This is a genomic window from Pseudomonas eucalypticola (assembly GCF_013374995.1).
In the GTDB taxonomy this organism is placed as follows: Bacteria; Pseudomonadota; Gammaproteobacteria; order Pseudomonadales; family Pseudomonadaceae; genus Aquipseudomonas; species Aquipseudomonas eucalypticola.
On sequence record NZ_CP056030.1, the window covers coordinates 6,266,388 to 6,282,593 of the forward strand.

17 protein-coding genes are annotated in these 16,206 nt (G+C 62.8%); 6 read left to right on the forward strand and 11 right to left on the reverse strand.

Features of this window, described 5'->3' with window-relative positions; translation table 11 throughout:
- Positions 1-189 precede the first annotated feature (189 nt).
- Positions 190-528, forward strand: a complete 339-nt coding sequence (locus tag HWQ56_RS28220) for a tryptophan synthase subunit beta (RefSeq protein WP_158152844.1) — start codon at positions 190-192, stop codon at positions 526-528.
- Between the two features lie 76 nt (positions 529-604).
- Here HWQ56_RS28220 and HWQ56_RS28225 read toward each other — a convergent pair whose 3' ends face one another.
- From HWQ56_RS28225 to HWQ56_RS28235, 3 genes are all read right to left on the reverse strand, one after another.
- Positions 605-880: an HU family DNA-binding protein gene (locus HWQ56_RS28225; protein WP_158152762.1), complete on the reverse strand. Its 276-nt coding sequence runs from the start codon at positions 878-880 to the stop codon at positions 605-607.
- A gap of 187 nt (positions 881-1,067) precedes the next feature.
- Entirely contained in the window at positions 1,068-2,216 is a 1,149-nt protein-coding gene (locus tag HWQ56_RS28230; protein WP_158152761.1) for an NAD(P)/FAD-dependent oxidoreductase, read from the reverse strand.
- A 28-nt stretch (positions 2,217-2,244) separates the two neighbouring features.
- Entirely contained in the window at positions 2,245-2,412 is a 168-nt protein-coding gene (locus tag HWQ56_RS28235; RefSeq protein WP_158152760.1) for a rubredoxin, read from the reverse strand.
- 111 nt (positions 2,413-2,523) lie between these two features.
- On the opposite strand from HWQ56_RS28235, the gene HWQ56_RS28240 reads away from it, so the two are divergent.
- Positions 2,524-3,129 (forward strand): chorismate--pyruvate lyase family protein, encoded by a 606-nt coding sequence (locus HWQ56_RS28240; protein ID WP_176572270.1) that lies wholly within the window; start codon positions 2,524-2,526, stop codon positions 3,127-3,129.
- On the forward strand, positions 3,129-4,019 hold the full coding sequence (ubiA, locus tag HWQ56_RS28245) for a 4-hydroxybenzoate octaprenyltransferase (protein WP_158152758.1): 891 nt from the start codon (positions 3,129-3,131) through the stop codon (positions 4,017-4,019). Before HWQ56_RS28240 ends, ubiA begins: the two co-directional genes overlap by 1 nt.
- Before the next feature lie 4 nt (positions 4,020-4,023).
- On the opposite strand, the gene HWQ56_RS28250 is transcribed toward ubiA, so the two are convergent.
- On the reverse strand, positions 4,024-4,416 hold the full coding sequence (locus HWQ56_RS28250) for a COG4315 family predicted lipoprotein (RefSeq protein WP_176572271.1): 393 nt from the start codon (positions 4,414-4,416) through the stop codon (positions 4,024-4,026).
- Between the two features lie 149 nt (positions 4,417-4,565).
- Here HWQ56_RS28250 and phoB point away from each other — a divergent pair, with 149 nt between their 5' ends.
- From phoB to HWQ56_RS28265, 3 genes are all read left to right on the forward strand, one after another.
- Positions 4,566-5,255, forward strand: a complete 690-nt coding sequence (gene phoB / locus HWQ56_RS28255) for a phosphate regulon transcriptional regulator PhoB (protein ID WP_158152756.1) — start codon at positions 4,566-4,568, stop codon at positions 5,253-5,255.
- A gap of 78 nt (positions 5,256-5,333) precedes the next feature.
- Entirely contained in the window at positions 5,334-6,632 is a 1,299-nt protein-coding gene (phoR, locus tag HWQ56_RS28260; RefSeq protein WP_245217808.1) for a phosphate regulon sensor histidine kinase PhoR, read from the forward strand.
- Positions 6,633-6,732: 100 nt separating this feature from the next.
- Positions 6,733-8,073, forward strand: a complete 1,341-nt coding sequence (locus HWQ56_RS28265; RefSeq protein WP_158152754.1) for a hemolysin family protein — start codon at positions 6,733-6,735, stop codon at positions 8,071-8,073.
- Between the two features lie 73 nt (positions 8,074-8,146).
- Here HWQ56_RS28265 and HWQ56_RS28270 read toward each other — a convergent pair whose 3' ends face one another.
- The 7 genes from HWQ56_RS28270 to HWQ56_RS28300 all read right to left on the reverse strand — a co-directional run bounded on the left by HWQ56_RS28270 (position 8,147) and on the right by HWQ56_RS28300 (position 16,123).
- Positions 8,147-9,046, reverse strand: coding sequence for a peptidoglycan DD-metalloendopeptidase family protein (locus HWQ56_RS28270; protein WP_176572273.1), 900 nt, complete (start codon positions 9,044-9,046; stop codon positions 8,147-8,149).
- 33 nt (positions 9,047-9,079) lie between these two features.
- Positions 9,080-9,421 (reverse strand): hypothetical protein, encoded by a 342-nt coding sequence (locus HWQ56_RS28275; protein WP_158152752.1) that lies wholly within the window; start codon positions 9,419-9,421, stop codon positions 9,080-9,082.
- 164 nt (positions 9,422-9,585) lie between these two features.
- Positions 9,586-10,509: a response regulator gene (locus HWQ56_RS28280; protein WP_158152751.1), complete on the reverse strand. Its 924-nt coding sequence runs from the start codon at positions 10,507-10,509 to the stop codon at positions 9,586-9,588.
- Positions 10,510-10,670: 161 nt separating this feature from the next.
- Positions 10,671-11,432, reverse strand: coding sequence for a phosphate signaling complex protein PhoU (gene phoU, locus HWQ56_RS28285; RefSeq protein ID WP_158152750.1), 762 nt, complete (start codon positions 11,430-11,432; stop codon positions 10,671-10,673).
- Between the two features lie 117 nt (positions 11,433-11,549).
- Complete coding sequence (gene pstB, locus HWQ56_RS28290) at positions 11,550-12,383, reverse strand: phosphate ABC transporter ATP-binding protein PstB (protein WP_158152749.1); 834 nt, start codon at positions 12,381-12,383, stop codon at positions 11,550-11,552.
- Positions 12,384-12,401: 18 nt separating this feature from the next.
- On the reverse strand, positions 12,402-14,072 hold the full coding sequence (gene pstA / locus HWQ56_RS28295) for a phosphate ABC transporter permease PstA (RefSeq protein WP_176572274.1): 1,671 nt from the start codon (positions 14,070-14,072) through the stop codon (positions 12,402-12,404).
- A gap of 17 nt (positions 14,073-14,089) precedes the next feature.
- Positions 14,090-16,123 (reverse strand): ABC transporter permease subunit, encoded by a 2,034-nt coding sequence (locus HWQ56_RS28300; protein ID WP_176572499.1) that lies wholly within the window; start codon positions 16,121-16,123, stop codon positions 14,090-14,092.
- Positions 16,124-16,206: the final 83 nt, after the last annotated feature.

The window sequence follows — 16,206 nt, forward strand, 5'->3', positions numbered from 1 at the left end:
GATTACCTCGGCCGCGCGGTTGCCATTATTCTGATAGTGCCTGGGGGGCGTCAATTAATTATTTTATCGGCAGTCCATAAGGTGCCAGACGGTTGTTGCTCGATAACTGGCGCGCTTTTACGACGCCGGTTCATGACCACCTGGCCTATGCTGCTTGTTGAAGTTCTGGCCAAGCCCAAGGAGGCCCTGATGTACTACGTGCAACGCAATGCGCTTGGACACATTATCCGCGCAGACAAGGCGTCCTACCCTGAGGCCGAAGACTTTCTGGTCGAAGACCACCCGGACATCCTCGCATGGATGGCACGTGGCACCATCGAAGGCCGACTGCAGCAATTGCGGCAGAGCGACATGGAAATGATCCGCGTACTTGATGACCTGATTCAGGTATTGACCAGCAAGGGGGTGATCCGCATCACCGACCTGCCCGAGGCGGCGCTGGCCAAGCTGAAGACGCGCAATGAGGTTCGGGGCGAGCTGGGCGGCCTGGACCACCTGGTCGACGACCCGGATGACGCACTTCTTTAGCGAACGTTCTAGGGCTGAGTGCAAAGCGCAGACACCAAAAAGGGCCCTTCGAGGCCCTTTCTGCTTGCGCTATCGCTTATGGATTGACGCTGTCTTTCAGGAATTTGCCAGGCTTGAAGGAAACGGTGTTGCTGGCCTTGATTTTCACTGGCTCGCCGGTCTGCGGGTTCTTGCCGGTGCGGGCACCACGATGGCGTTGCAAGAAGGTGCCGAAACCTACCAGGGTCACGCTGTCTTTGCGGTGCAAGGCATTGGTGATTTCTTCCAGTACCGCATTGAGCACCCGGTTGGCTTGTTCCTTGGTCAGGTCAGCTTTTTCGGCGATAGCAGCGGCCAGTTCTGGTTTGCGCATAGTGAAGCCCCTTTAGACGGATTTTTGTTTTTATGCCAGTGCCGCACATTAGAACGGGGCACCAGGCGCCGCAGGCTCTACGCTGCGGCAGACGGAGTGAGGATGGCACGGCGCACGAGGCTGCGCCAGTCTCAACCCCGGCTTTGTAGGGGCAAAAACCGGGTTATTCCGACAGAAAGACGGTTATTTACGCCAGCAGCGGCGGCAGCTGCTTATTGAGCGCCAGCTTCTCGGCCACGGCCGCCCCGGTCAGGGCGTAGCCCAACAGGTTGCCTGCCGCGTCACGGCACAGCGCCTTGACGTCGGCACCCTGCCCTTCGACCTGCCATTGCCCCTCCAGGCCGCGCGGCACGGGGGATACCACCAGCGGGCATACCGGGGTCTTGACCGTGATCGGCATGGGGCCGTAATTCACTGATGTCGGGTTGCCTGCCAAGGTTTGCGCCAAGGCACGGGCGCAATTCATCAACGGCATCACGTACAGCAGATTGAGCCCATCGACCTCGGCACAATCGCCCAAGGCATAGATGTTGGCGTGGGACGTCTTGAGGGTCCGATCCACCACCACGCCACGGTTGGTTTCCAGGCCCGCCGCGGCAGCAAGGTCCACGCGCGGGCGCAGGCCAATGGCCGAAACCACCAGGTCGCACGCCAGTACCATGCCGTCGGACAGGTGGGCGTCAAGGCGCTCGCCCACCCGCTCCAGGCGGTTGAGCACCGGCCCCAGATGGAAACGCGCCCCCAGGCCTTCCAGGCCGGCTTGCACCGCCGCGGCTGCAGCCGGGTGCAGCAAGGTTGGCATCACTTGCTCGCAGGGCGCCACCAACTGTACTTCATACCCGCCCATGATCAGGTCATTGGCAAACTCGCAGCCGATCAGGCCGGCGCCCAGCAATAGCACGCGTTTCTTGCCTTGCGCGGCGGCGCGAAAGCGCGCGTAGTCTTCCAGGTCGTTGATGGGGAATACCGCATCACTGGCGTCACCTTGCACGGGCACGGTCACGGTCTGGGCGCCCCAGGCCAGGACCAGGTCGCGGTAGGGAACCGCCTCCTCGCCTATCCACAGCTGCTTGTGGCCAGGGTCAATGCCCGTCACCCGCGTGTGGGTGCGAATTTCGGCCTTGAGCTGGTCAGCCATGGCGCCCGGCTCGGCCATGCTCAGGCCGTCGGCATCCTTGTTCTTGCCAAAACCTGTGGACAGCATTGGCTTGGAGTAGGAACGGCCATCATCGGCGGTGATCAGCAGCAACGGCGTGTCACCGTCCAGCTTGCGAAACTCTCGGGCCAAGTTGTAACCGGCCAGGCCGGTGCCTACGATCACCACGGGTGCTGTCATGTGTCCGTTCCTTGAGTTGAAAATTCGATCAGGCGATTTCGATCATTTCGAAGTCCATCTTGCCCACGCCGCAGTCGGGGCACAGCCAGTCTTCCGGTACGTCTTCCCAACGGGTACCTGGCGCGATGCCGTCGTCCGGCCAGCCATCGGCTTCGTTGTAGATCAGACCGCATACCACGCATTGCCACTTTTTCATTTAACGGTGTCCTCGATGCTCAGGCTGTTGGCTCGGGCGATCATTGATTGGTGCGTTGTCGACCGGCTCGACAGGTTTTGTACTGGGGGTTGTGCACAGATGCAAGCCTGAATGCATGCTAAGCTCGCCGACCAACCTGCTTGCCGAACGTTGCCGACCGTGACCCACGCCGCTTCCTCTGCCACAGCGCCCGCCTGGCTGGCGCTGGCGCCCACCGATGCCGATACCTTTACCTGCGACTGGTTGTTCGACCAGGGGTCGCTGACCCGACGCCTCACCCGCCTGGCCGACGGGCATTTCAGCGTCACGCCGCTGCTCGAACACTGGCAGGTGCTGCGCGACGATGAATGCGCCTCGCTAGGCCTGGCGCCGGGCAGCAGCGGCTGGGTACGCGAAGTCTACCTGCGTGGGCACGGCACACCGTGGGTGTACGCCCGCAGCGTGGCCGGTCGCCAGGCGCTGGAAGCCGACGGCCTGGCGCTGGCGGCACTGGGCAGCCGATCACTGGGTGAACTGCTGTTCACTACTCCAGCGTTCGTGCGCCAGCCTATCGAAGTGGGCCGGTACCCGGACACTTGGCTGCCTGCCGACCAAGCCCACGATGGCCTGTGGGCCCGACGTTCACGCTTCGACCGTGGCGCCTTGCGCATTCTGGTCGCGGAAGTATTCCTGCCGGGCCTATGGCCCACCGCTCAACTCGCTGCGGAGAACCCTTGATGTACCAGAGCCTGCTCAAGTCCATGAACCGGCTGCACCCGCGCGCCTGGGACTTTGTCCAGCTGACCCGCATGGACAAGCCCATCGGCATTTACCTGCTGCTATGGCCCACCCTGTGGGCACTGTGGGTAGCCGGCGAGGGCCGACCGTCCGTGGCCAACGTGTTCATCTTCGTGCTGGGCGTGGTGCTGATGCGCGGTGCTGGCTGCGTCATCAACGACTTCGCTGACCGCAAGGTCGATGGCCACGTCAAGCGCACCGAACAGCGGCCCTTGGTCAGCGGGCGCATCAGCTCGCGCGAGGCGCTGGTGTTTTTCGCGGCGCTGATCGCCATCAGCTTCGCCTTGGTGCTGTGCACCAACGCCACCACCATCTGGTTGTCGTTCGGCGGCCTCGCACTCGCTGCCACCTACCCGTTCATGAAGCGCTACACCTATTACCCGCAGGTGGTGCTGGGGGCAGCGTTTTCCTGGGGCATGCCCATGGCGTTCACCGCTGAAACCGGGCACCTGCCCGCAGCGGCCTGGTTGCTATACATCGCCAACCTGCTGTGGACCGTGGGCTATGACACTTATTACGCCATGACCGACCGCGACGACGACCTGCGCATCGGGGTCAAGTCCACTGCCATTCTGTTTGGCGAGGCCGACCGGGTGATCATCGTCACACTGCAGGGGCTGGCGCTGGTGTGCCTGTGGTTGGCGGGCCTGAACTTCGGCCTGGGTGGCTGGTTTCACCTGGGCCTGCTGGGGGCCGCGGCGTGCTTTGCCTGGCAATGGCACAGCACCCGCGACCGGGAACGCATGAAATGTTTCAAGGCGTTCCTGCACAACCACTGGGCGGGCTTGATCATATTCGCCGGTATCGCCGCGGACTATGCCTTTCGCTGATCCTTCAGTCGGCATCCGCGTCGGTGGGTATCATGTGCCAGACATCCATCTTACCGTCGCCCATCTTGTCACCGGCTTTCTTGTCACCTTTGAAGGTGTAGACCGGCTTGGTCTCGTAGGCCCATTGCTTCTTGCCATCATCGCGGGTCACCACTGACCAGTCGCCATCGTCCTTGGCCGCGCTGTCGGCCATCAACGGCGGCCAGTTCTCGGCGCACTTGTCGTTGCAATTGGACTTGCCATCACCATCCTTGTCGTAGGTGTACAGGGTCATGCCATGGTGGTCCACCAGCATGCCGTCCTTGGCCATGGCAGGCTCCGCAGCCTGGGAAAGCGCAGGGGCGGCAAGGGCGAACGCCCCCACCAGGGCCATCCAGTTCAGCGTATGTCGTGTCATTGGATTTACCTCTTGGTTATTCTTGGCAACGAATTTACAGCTTAGCCCAGCCCCCGTAAGTTGATAGGCTGGCAACGACCTGTCACACGACTGCAATAATTCCGTTATCTAATGCGCCCCAAGACACTTCAATGACAAGAGGTTTGAGCATGGTTGGCAGGAACATTCTGATCGTTGACGACGAAGCGCCCATTCGCGAGATGATCGCCGTCGCGTTGGAAATGGCTGGCTATGACTGCCTCGAGGCAGAAAACTCCCAGCAGGCCCACGCCATCATTGTCGACCGCAAGCCTGACCTCATTCTGCTGGACTGGATGCTGCCCGGCACCTCGGGTATCGAACTGGCCCGGCGCCTCAAGCGCGACGAGCTGACCGGTGACATCCCGATCATCATGCTCACCGCCAAGGGCGAGGAAGACAACAAGATCCAGGGCCTTGAAGTGGGCGCCGACGATTACATCACCAAGCCGTTCTCCCCCCGCGAGCTGGTGGCGCGGCTCAAGGCCGTGCTGCGTCGCGCTGGCCCGACCGACGGCGAAGCGCCGATCGAAGTGGGCGGCCTGTTGCTCGACCCTATCAGCCACCGCGTGACCATCGATGGCCGCCCGGCGGAAATGGGCCCCACCGAATACCGCTTGCTGCAATTCTTCATGACCCACCAGGAGCGCGCCTACACCCGTGGCCAATTGCTGGACCAGGTGTGGGGCGGCAACGTCTATGTCGAGGAGCGTACTGTCGATGTGCACATTCGGCGCCTGCGCAAGGCGCTCGGCATTGCCTACGAGAATCTGGTACAAACCGTGCGCGGCACCGGCTACCGCTTTTCCACCAAGAGCTGAAGCCCGCCCGCCACGGCATGACTCGAAAGGACGCGACGTTAATTGAACCAGAACTGGCACAGCATCCTGATCAGGCACATGCTGATATTGGTCACGCTTTGCCTGCTGGCAGGGCTGGTTAGCGGTTATTACGGCTGGTGCCTGGCCGTGGGCCTGGGCCTGTACCTGGGCTGGACCCTCAAGCAGTTGCTGCGCCTGCACCACTGGCTCAACAAGCACCAGCCGGATGAAGCACCGCCCGATGGCTACGGCCTGTGGGGCGACGTCTTCGACAGCATCTACCACCTGCAACGACGCGACCAGCGCGTGCGCGGGCGCCTGCAGGCAGTGATCGACCGGGTGCAGGAGTCCACCGCCGCCCTGCGCGACGCGGTGATCATGCTCGACAGCGACGGCAACCTGGAATGGTGGAACCGCGCCGCCGAAACCCTGCTGGGCCTCAAGACGCCCCAGGACAGCGGCCAGCCGGTGACCAACCTGGTGCGCCATCCGCGCTTCAAGGAGTATTTCGAGGCGGAGAACTATGCCGAGCCGCTGGAAATTCCTTCGCCGATCAACGACCGCCTGCGCGTGCAGATGCTCATCACCCGCTACGGCAACAATGAACACCTGATGCTGGTGCGCGACGTAACCCGTATCCATCAGTTGGAGCAGATGCGCAAGGACTTCATCGCCAACGTCTCCCACGAGCTGCGCACACCGCTCACGGTGATCAGCGGGTACCTGGAAACCCTGCTCGACAATGTCGACGAAGTGAACCCACGCTGGGCCCGGGCGCTGCAGCAAATGCAGCAACAGGGCGGGCGCATGCAGACGCTGCTCAATGACCTGCTGTTGCTGGCCAAGCTGGAGGCCACTGATTATCCCTCCGACAACCAGCCAGTGGCGGTGTGTGCCCTGCTGCAATCAATCAAGAGTGACGCCCAGGCCCTGTCCGGCTCGCGCAACCAGCGCATCACGCTGGAGGCCGATGACAGCATTCGCCTCAAGGGTAGCGAATCGGAACTGCGCAGCGCTTTCTCGAACCTGGTGTTCAATGCGGTGAAATACACCCCGGCCGAGGGCAATATCCATATCCGCTGGTGGGGCGACGGCAAGATGGCCTACATGAGCGTGCAGGACTCGGGCATCGGCATCGACGCCAAACACTTGCCCCGCCTGACCGAACGCTTCTATCGCGTGGACTCCAGCCGCGCTTCGGCGACCGGCGGCACGGGCTTGGGCCTGGCCATCGCCAAGCACGTGCTGCTGCGCCACCGTGGCCACCTGGAGGTCAGCAGCGTGCCGGGCCAGGGCAGCACGTTCACCTGTGTGTTTGCCGCGCAGCAGCTGGTCATGCAGGCCACCGGCAATGGCTCGTTGCGCGCCACCCCCTAGGCAAGTACTGGTTCAACCGCTACATTGATAGTCTTGTGCCTGCATTTCAGGCACCTCAGCACTCCTCAATTTCTGAAGACGGAACCCGTAAAACTCCATCATGGACCCTTCCCCTGGCTTTACCCTCGCTTCACTCTTCGCCGATTTCGGCATGATTCTTTTCGCTGTGCTGCTGGTGTTTCTCAACGGCTTTTTCGTAGCCGCCGAGTTCGCCATGGTCAAGCTGCGCTCCACCCGCGTGGAGTCCATCGCCGAGAAAAACGGCTGGCGCGGCCAGATCCTGCGCACCGTGCACAGCCAACTCGACGCTTACCTCTCTGCCTGCCAACTGGGTATCACCCTCGCCTCCCTGGGCCTTGGCTGGGTGGGTGAACCGGCGTTCGCGCACTTGCTGGAGCCGTTGCTGGAAGCGGTGGGCGTGCAATCGCCGGAAGTGGCCAAGGGCGTTTCCTTCTTCAGCGCCTTCTTCGTGATTTCCTACCTGCATATCGTGGTCGGCGAACTGGCCCCCAAGTCCTGGGCCATCCGCAAGCCCGAACTGCTGTCCATGTGGACGGCGGTGCCTTTGTACCTGTTCTACTGGATGATGTACCCGGCCATCTACCTGCTCAATGCCAGCGCCAATGCGATTCTGCGTATCGCCGGGCAAGGCGAGCCTGGGCCGCACCATGAACATCATTACAGCCGCGACGAGCTGAAATTGATCCTGCACTCCAGCCGTGGGCAAGACCCCAGCGACCAGGGCATGCGCGTGCTGGCTTCGGCCGTGGAAATGGGCGAATTGGAGGTGGTCGACTGGGCCAACTCCCGCGAAGACCTGGTGAGCCTGGACTTCAAGGCGCCATTGAAGGAAATCCTGGCGATGTTCCGCCGGCACAAATTCAGCCGCTACCCGGTGTATGACGCCGAACGCAATGAATTCGTCGGTTTGCTGCATATCAAGGACCTGCTGCTTGAGCTGGCCGACCTGGACCATATTCCCGAGTCGTTCAACCTGGCCGAGCTGACCCGCCCGCTGGAGCGCGTATCCCGGCACATGCCGCTGTCACGCCTGCTGGAGCAGTTCCGCAAGGGTGGCGCGCACTTCGCCCTGGTGGAGGAAGCCGACGGCAAGGTCATCGGCTACCTGACCATGGAAGACGTGCTGGAAGTGCTGGTGGGCGACATTCAGGACGAACACCGCAAAGCCGAGCGCGGCATCCTTGCCTACCAGCCCGGTAAATTGCTGGTGCGCGGCGACACACCGCTGTTCAAGGTCGAGCGCCTGCTGGGCGTGGACCTGGACCACATCGAGGCCGAAACCCTGGCCGGCCTGATCTACGACACGCTCAAGCGCGTGCCCGAAGACGAAGAGGTGCTGGAAGTAGAAGGCCTGCGCATCATCATCAAGAAGATGAAAGGGCCGAAGATCATCCTGGCCAAGGTGTTGCGCCTGGAATAACCCGCCTTGCAGCAGGCGGCCGCGTGGCGCCTATCACGCGGCCACTGCTGCTGTAGGGATGGATTGGCAATGACTATTTATTGCCCAGCGCAAAGTTGGGCAAGCTGCCCACCGGTTGGTTGAACTGGAAAGGGATCGATTCAAGCCCCAGCCCCACGTTGCGTTGCACCACGAAATGCAGGTGCGGGCCGGTGCTGTTGCCGGTATTCCCCGAGCGTGCCAGCGGCGTGCCCACCGCCACATGCTGACCTTCGCGTACGCTCACCGAGCCTTGCATCAGGTGCAGGTAGACGCCCATGGTGCCGTCGTCGTGCAGCACCCGGACAAAATTCCCGGAAGGATTGGCGCCGCCGCTGCCCTGGTTATTCTCCACCTTGACCACGGTACCGCCGCGGGCGGCAATGATGGGGGTGCCCACCGGCATGGCTATATCCATGGCATAGCGGCTTCGGGGGCCGAAATGGCTGAATGTACCGTTGGGGCCCTGGGTCAGGCGAAAGGGGCCACCGACCCAGGGCAACGGGTATTGGTAGCCCATGGGCGCGCTCGACGGGTTGCCGAGCGAATAGCGAAACTTCTGGGAAAAGCGCAGGCCCTGGCCGGGCCTCTGCGCCACCAGGGTGGCCAGGGTCAGCGTTGACCGCGCCGGCAACACCCGCCGCACCAGCGACGGCGCCCCCGGGCGTACATTGCCCAGGTTGGCAAGGCGCAGTTCCACCTCGACCGGCGCATACAGTTCGTTGCGTGCGGAAAAGGTGGTAACGCCGGCCTGCTTGTTCACATCCAGGTGCACTTGCTGGTCCAGGCGTTCGTTCATGCGGTCGGCGAACACCAGCACCTTGGCACCGCGGGTGGGCCTGTCGGTGTAGGACGTTACCCCGTACGCATCCGTGTATTTGTAGATAGTGGCGGCGCTGGCCTGGCCAATGCCCAAGGCCATGGCGCAGGCACACAAAAGGGGTCGAAGCTGCATGATGGCATTCTGGAATAGTGGACTGGCCAAAGATTAGCAGGTGCGTGCGGGCCTTGCGCACGCCGCATGGCGGATCACCGGGTAGGGCGGCTCGCAGGGTATCAGGCGGTAGGTACCCGGCTCCAGGCGCACCAGCTCATAGCGCATGCTGGCGTCTGGGTCGATGCGCTGCAGCGCTACCCAGGGTTGGCCCCAGGCGTCGAAATGGTCGATGCGCCAGGCCAGCCGGGCATCGCGCAGCAGGCGGTAGCACTTGAGATCCAGGGCCCTGAGGCCGGCTGGAAGCTCGGTGACCCACACGGTATGGTCAAGCCATACCAGTTCGTCGCCGGAATTGAGGGGTTCGTGCAGCGGCAGGCAGAATTCGCAGGGCATCGTGGCGCAGGCCTCCAGTGGGGAGCCCAGATCATGCGCGCAACAGCGCGGGACCGGCAGAGTAACGATTCCCAAAATTGTGTAGGAACCGATACCCCACTTGCGGCACCCCGAAAACACAATGCCCGGTGACACCGAGCCTGTATTTTTCTCCTGCCCGGTTTTCAGGCCCCCGGAATGAAATGCTTCTGCGCGGTGCCGCGGGCGATCAGGCGCGAGATGTAGTCGAGCTTCTGGGCGTCCTGGTCGACGAACCGGAAGGTCAGCTGCAACCAATCGCTGTCCGGCTTGGGCTCATGGGCGACGATGGCGTGCAGGTAACCATTGAGGCGGGCCACTTCGGCGTTGTCGCCCTGCTCCAGGTCAAGTACGGCGTTTTCCAGTACCTGGGGCAGCACATCGCCACGGCGCACCACCAACAGCGCCTCCTTGAGGCTCAACGCCTTGATCACGCACTGCTGGTTGCCGCCTGACAGGCGCAACTGGCCCTGCCCACGGCTGCCCGCGGTGGGCGCAGTGGGCGCCGCTGCAGCGGCCGCCGGGCGCGGCGTATTGTTCAACAGGCCGGCTCGGGCCCCAGGGGCAGGCGCAGGCGCGGCGGCCGGGCGCGCGGTTTCGGCCTTGCCGCCGGTAAGGGCATTGAGCGAGTCATTGGCGAAAGCCGATGTAGCGCGGGTCGGCGCGCTGGCCATCAGGGCCTCCAGCTTGCCGACCTTGGTCAGTGCCTTCTTCACCTTGGTCAGCAACTGCTCGTTGGTGAACGGCTTGCCGATGAAGTCGGAAACCCCTGCCTGAATGGCCTGCACCACGTTTTCCTTGTCGCCACGGCTGGTCACCATGATGAAGGGCATGGCCTTGAGGGCCTCCTGCTCGCGGCACCAGGTCAGCAGCTCCAGGCCCGACATTTCCGGCATCTCCCAGTCGCACAGCACCAGGTCGAAGCTGTCTTTCATCAACAGCGCCTGGGCTTTGCGGCCGTTTACCGCGTCCTCGGTAACGATGCCCGGAAAGTAGTTGCGCAAGCATTTCTTCACCAGGTCGCGGATGAACGGAGCGTCATCCACAACCAGCACACTGACCTTACTCATTGACCACTCCTAAGATTACCCGGCAAGCATAGCGCTGACTGATGGCCATTTGCCAAAACTTATTAGTCACGCCGGGACTCTTCGTTCACGGGTGCCTTGAAATTGGTGCACCGCAAACGAAAATGCCCGGCACTAGGCCGGGCATTTGTAGTCGGGCAGTCTTACTTATCGTCCGCGACGCCCGGAACATTAGCCCGGTCGGCGGCCCGGCCCTGTACTTCCTCGCGCATGCGCGCCAGGCCCAGGTGGCGCACGTCGGTGCCGCGCACCAGGTAGATGACCAGTTCCGAAATATTGCGCGCGTGATCGCCGATGCGCTCCAGCGAGCGCAGCGCCCAGATCACGTTCAGCACCCGCGAAATGGACCGCGGGTCTTCCATCATGTAGGTCACCAGCTCGCGCAGCGCGGTCTTGTATTCGCGGTCGATGGTCTTGTCATACTGGGCCACCGACAGCGCCAGGTCGGCGTCGAAGCGGGCGAAGGCGTCCAGTGCGTCGCGCACCATGCTGCGCACCTGGTCGCCGATGTGGCGCACTTCCACGTAGCCGCGAGGCGACTCGCCCTCTTCGCACAGCTGAATGGCGCGGCGGGCGATCTTGGTGGACTCGTCCCCGATGCGCTCCAGGTCGATCACCGACTTGGAAATGCTGATGATCAGGCGCAAGTCCGAAGCGGCCGGTTGGCGCCGGGCGAGGATGCGCACGCACTCCTCGTCGATGTTGCGCTCCATCTGGTTGATTTGCACGTCCACGTCGCGCACCTGCTGGGCCAGGCCCGAGTCGGCCTCGATCAGCGCGGTCACCGCGTCGTTGACCTGCTTTTCCACCAGGCCGCCCATGGCCAGCAAATGGCTGCGCACTTCTTCCAGTTCAGCGTTGAACTGCTGGGAGATATGGTGCGTAAGGCTATCTTTATCAATCATGGTATCGCTCCGCGACAGCTACAAGCTTCAAGCTGAAAGCTGCAAGTGGTTAAGTGGTGATCCAGAACTGCGCGCCGCATCCGCTTGCAGCTTGTGGCTACAAGCTTGCAGCCCTAACTAGCCATAGCGACCGGTGATGTAGTCCTCGGTCTGCCGTTTCGCGGGGTTGGTGAACAGGGTATCGGTGTCCCCGAACTCCACCAGCTTGCCCATGTGCATGAACGCCGTGTAATCGGAGACCCGCGCAGCCTGCTGCATGTTGTGGGTCACGATCACAATGGTGTATTTGGATTTCAATTCGTAGATCAGCTCCTCGACTTTCAACGTGGAGATAGGGTCCAGGGCCGAACACGGCTCGTCGAGCAGCAAGACCTCGGGCTCCACGGCCACGGTACGGGCGATCACCAGGCGTTGCTGCTGGCCACCGGAAAGCCCGAGGGCGGACTCATGCAACCGGTCCTTGACCTCGTCCCACAACGCTGATGCCTTCAGCGCCCATTCCACGGCCTCGTCGAGCACGCGCTTCTTGTTGATGCCCTGGATGCGCAGGCCATACACCACGTTTTCATAGATGGTCTTGGGGAACGGGTTGGGTTTCTGGAACACCATGCCCACCCGGCGGCGCAGCTCGGCCACGTCTTCGCCCTTGGTGTAGATATTGTGGCCTTCCAGGTTGATCTCGCCGTCCACCCGGCAGCCGTCCACCAGGTCATTCATGCGGTTGAAGGTGCGCAGCAAGGTCGACTTGCCGCAACCGGAGGGTCCGATGAAGGCCGTGACACGTTGCTTGGGGATGTCCAGCTTCACGTCGAACAGCGCCTGCTTGTCGCCGTAGAACAGGTTCAGGCCCGGCACCTGGATGGCCAGCTTCTCGTTGGCCATGCTCAGGCCCTGGCGCATGCGGCCGATGGCCGAAAGGCTGATACCGGCGGGTTTGTTCGGGTCTTGCATGTAGTGCTCCCTACGCTATCAGTTGTCCAGCGCCTTGTACTTCTCGCGCAGGTGGTTACGAATGGCAACGGCCGACAGGTTCAGCGCGGCGATCACCAGCACCAGCAGCAGCGCCGTGGCATACACCACCGGCCGCGCGGCTTCGACGTTGGGGCTCTGGAAGCCGACGTCATAGATATGGAAGCCCAGGTGCATGATCTTCTGGTCCAGGTGCAGGTACGGGTAGTTACCGTCCACCGGCAGGGCCGGGGCCATCTTCACCACGCCCACCAGCATCAGCGGCGCCACCTCGCCGGCAGCGCGCGCCACGGCCAGGATCATGCCGGTGATCATCGCCGGGCTGGCCATGGGCAATACCACCTTCCACAGGGTCTCGGCCTTGGTGGCGCCCAGCGCCAGCGAACCCTCGCGCAGGCTCAGGGGAATGCGCGCCAGGCCTTCCTCGGTGGCGACGATCACCACCGGCACCGCCAGCAGCGCCAGGGTCAAGGAGGCCCACATGAGGCCAGGCGTGCCGAACGTGGGCGCCGGCAATGCTTCGGGGAAGAACAGCCGGTCGATGGAGCCACCCAGCACGTAGACGAAAAAGCCCAGGCCGAACACCCCGTAGACGATGGCCGGCACACCGGCGAGGTTATTCACCGCGATGCGGATGAGCCGGGTCATGGGGCCCTGGCGAGCGTATTCACGCAAGTAAACCGCCGCCAGCACGCCGAACGGGGTCACGATCATGGCCATGATCAACGTCATCATGACGGTGCCGAAGATGGCCGGGAACACCCCCCCCTCGGTGTTGGCTTCACGCGGGTCGTCGCTGAGGAATTCCCACACCTTGCCGAAATAGAACCCGGTTTTCTTCAACACGCCCATGGCGTTGGGCTGATAGGCATGGACGACCTTGCCCATGCTGATCTCGATTTCCTGGCCGTTGACGTCACGCACGGTGAGGCTGTCGCGGTTGATGGCCTGATGCAGGTCGCCCAGCTGCGCCTCGATACCTTCGTACCGGGCCTTGAGTACCGCGCGCTCGGTGTCCATGTCGGCCTGCGCCGTGGCGTCGAGCTGGTGGTTGAGCTCCAGCTTGCGCGCATGCAGGCGAATGCGCTCCAGGCGCGCATTGATCGAGCCGATCTCGGTCTTTTCCAAGCGGTTGAGCTGGCGCGCCAGGTCTTTCACCCGGTCGATGCGCGGGTACAGTTGGCTGAAGACGCCATCACCCTCGCCCACCACCTGACCGTTTTCCTTGATGTTCACCAGGTAGCCGTAGAAATTGCCCCACTCCCGGCGCTCTACCGTCACCAGTTCCTCGGGTTGGCGCTGCTCCTGCAGCCATTCGCCCACTACCCAGACGAAATCGGGGTGGCCCAGGTCTCGGTTGCCCACCTTGATCAGCTCGCGCGTCATGAATTCCGGGCCATCGGCGGGTACCGGCAGGCCAGCACCGGCCAGCTGGGCGCGAGGCACCTGGTCTTTTTCGACAATTTCGCCGACCAACTGCTGGGCAGGCTGGCCCGGCACGTTGTAGCTGGCGCGCACCAAGTCGGCGGGCCAGAAATGGCCAAGGCCGCGCACGGCCAGCACCGCCAGCAGGCCAATGGTCATGATCACGGCGACGGACACCGCGCCGCCGCTGAGCCATACACCTGGCGAACCACTGCGGAACCAGCCTTTGAATGAAGCCTTTTTCACGGATCGCTACCTTTGCACTAAAGCGACGAGTATTTTTTGCGAAGACGCTGGCGGATCACTTCGGCCAGGGTATTCATCACGAAGGTGAACAGCAGCAACACCAGCGCGGCCAGGAACAGCACGCGGTAGTGGCTGCCGCCCACCTCCGACTCGGGCATTTCCACCGCGACGTTGGCGGCCAGGGTGCGCATTCCCTCGAACAGGTTCATTTCCATCACCGGCGTGTTGCCCGTGGCCATCAGCACGATCATGGTCTCGCCGACGGCGCGGCCCAGGCCGATCATCAGCGCCGAGAAAATTCCCGGGCTGGCGGTCAGCAGCACCACGCGGGTCAGGGTCTGCCAAGGCGTGGCCCCCAGGGCCAGGGAACCCAGGGTAAGACTGCGCGGGACGCTGAACACTGCGTCTTCGGCGATGGAGTAGATGTTGGGGATAACCGCGAAGCCCATGGCCAGGCCGACCACCAAGGCATTGCGCTGGTCATAGGTGATGCCCAGGTCGTTGGTTATCCACAGGCGCATGTCGCCCCCGAAGAACCAGTTCTCCAGGTGCGGGCTCATGGACAGCGCGAACCAGCCCACCAGCAGGATCACCGGAATCAGGATAATGCTTTCCCACCCCTCCGGTACCCGCAGGCGAATGGCCTCGGGCAGGCGGCTCCAACCGAAGCCGGCCACCAGGATACCGAGCGGGGTCAACAGCAACAGGCTGAAGATCCCCGGCAGGTGGCCCTCCAGGTAAGGGGCCAGGAACAGGCCGGCGAAGAACCCCAGGATCACCGTGGGCATGGCCTCCATCAGCTCGATCACCGGCTTGACCTTGCGGCGCAGCCCCGGCGCCATGAAGTAAGCAGTGTAGATGGCGGCAGCAACCGCCAGCGGCGCGGCCAGGAACATGGCGTAGAACGCTGCTTTCAGGGTGCCGAAGGTCAGCGGCGATAGGCTCAGCTTGGGCTCGAAGTCCGACGTGGCCGCCGTCGACTGCCAGATATACTTGGGCTCGTCATAGTTTTCGTACCACACCTTGTCCCACAACGCGCTCCACGACACTTCCGGGTGCGGGTTGGCGAGCGTCATCGGCAGCATCCGGCCCCCCTCTTCCATCATGATGCGGTTGGCGCGCGGCGACAGTGCCATCACGCCGGGCCCTTGAGCGACTTGCTGCACGAGCAACGTTCGGTGGGCGGTGCTATGGAAGACCCCCATCTGCCCTGCGGCATTGACCGCAAGGAAGCCCTTGCGCCGCTGCTCCGCAGTAATGTCGACAATGGGGGTGGTGCCCATCTGGAAGTCGCGGATGTGCCGAAGGCGCTGCTCGCCATCGGTATCGCGGGCCATGAACCATTGGGACAGGCCACCCTTGGAGGTACCCACGATCAGCGAAATCCCCCCTACCAACTGGGTAGTAGCGGTTACTTCGGCGCTGGCATCCTCAAGCAGCTTGTAGCGACCGTTCAGGCTCCTGTCCCGCAGGCTGAAAACGTCGGCCTGAGCCCGGCCATTGATCACGTACAACCATTGCTGGCGCGGGTCCACGAAGATGGCCTTGACCTGCTCCGTCATCTGCGGCAATTCGATGGCCGCCTGAGAGGTGTCGGTCTCGCCGGTCAGCAGGTTCTCTTCCCTGGTGATCGAGAGCACGTGCAACTGCGGGCCGGTGGAGCCTGCCACGATCAGTGCATCATCCGTGGCGCTGAGGTTAACGTGCTCCAGCGCCCGCCCCTCTTCGTCCAGGGTCAGCGGCGCCTCGCCATAGGGAAACTCCAGGGCGGTATTGATGGTCTTGTGACCGTCCGGGTAAGTCACCTTGTAGGTGTGGCGGAAAATCATCACCTGGCCGTTGGACAGGCCCAGCATCACCAGTGAGCTGCCGGGCTGCTCCTCACCAATGGAAACCACCTTGGCCCCGGCCGGTAGCGGCAAGTCGATGCGCTTGAGCTCGTGGCCGTCCCTGGTGCTGAAGAACAGCGCCTGGCCAGCCTCGGAGACCCGCAGGCCTACCTGGTTCTGCTCTTCGAGGGAAAGCATCAGCGGCTTGCCGGCGTCCTGCAGCCAGGCCGGGGTCATGGGTGCCTTGACGGTCAACTCGGCGCCTTTGAACAGCGGCAGTACGACATACAGCAGGTAAAAGAAAA